Below are 780 nucleotides of genomic sequence, written 5' to 3'. Positions count from 1 at the left end.
GTCAGTTAAAAAAGTTAAGTACTAAACTTTTTTGACTATGTTATTTTGTTGAGTATGATTATGGCATAACTTGAAGTGAATAAAAAGGTACTCAGGTTCTACCGTTTACGTTTATTCTAGGAAAGACAGCATTCCAGATATTTTACATAAAATGAAAGAATGTATAGGATTTATCAGTGATTTGTGCGCCATAAGGAATGCAGCAGCTCATGGACGGTCAATTCTACCTACATTTATGGATCCTGATTATAACGGAAATTGGGATTTAGAATTTGATAATGTTGAAGGAAGATGTAGTGTGGAAAAGTGGATACTGTATGATTTGCTAAAGAAGAAGTGGGAGAGAATGGGACTTGGAGATTACTCCAAGCAAATAGTAAATACTTTATATGGAAATCCGCTTCGTAGAGCGTGGATAGAGCTTAATTACATATACTTCTACATAATTCGGGAAATAGAGAAAATGAGTTTCAAATTATTTGTGACCGAGGCAGAATGGTTTCTTAGCAAGGAAGAAGATATAAGGCAACAAATGAGTGGTGTAAATTTGTGCAGTTTAAGACTTTCTGATATGGGAAATACAACTTTAGGCGTTACAGCACCGCCTTATGATGAGATAGCACAAGAGGCTTTTTCTGTATGGGAATTGTTTGAAGGTAAATATAGATAATAATCGAGTAGGAGGGAAATCTGAGTGATTTCCCGACCTCTCACACCACCGTGCGTACCGTTCGGTACACGGCGGTTCAGTCAACTTAACAAGTAACACACCTTTCGGTG

1 protein-coding gene is annotated in these 780 nt (G+C 36.9%); it reads left to right on the top strand.

Annotated features, from left to right (window positions below):
• Positions 1–151: 151 nt before the first annotated feature.
• The gene (locus tag DWZ60_RS17025; RefSeq protein ID WP_119222194.1) at positions 152–670 is read left to right on the top strand and encodes a hypothetical protein; all 519 of its coding nucleotides are present in this window, start codon (positions 152–154) and stop codon (positions 668–670) included.
• Positions 671–780 lie beyond the last annotated feature (110 nt).

Source organism: Blautia sp. AF34-10 (assembly GCF_003477865.1).
Taxonomy (GTDB): domain Bacteria; phylum Bacillota; class Clostridia; order Lachnospirales; family Lachnospiraceae; genus Fusicatenibacter; species Fusicatenibacter saccharivorans.
This window is presented reverse-complemented; position numbering and strand designations above follow the sequence as displayed.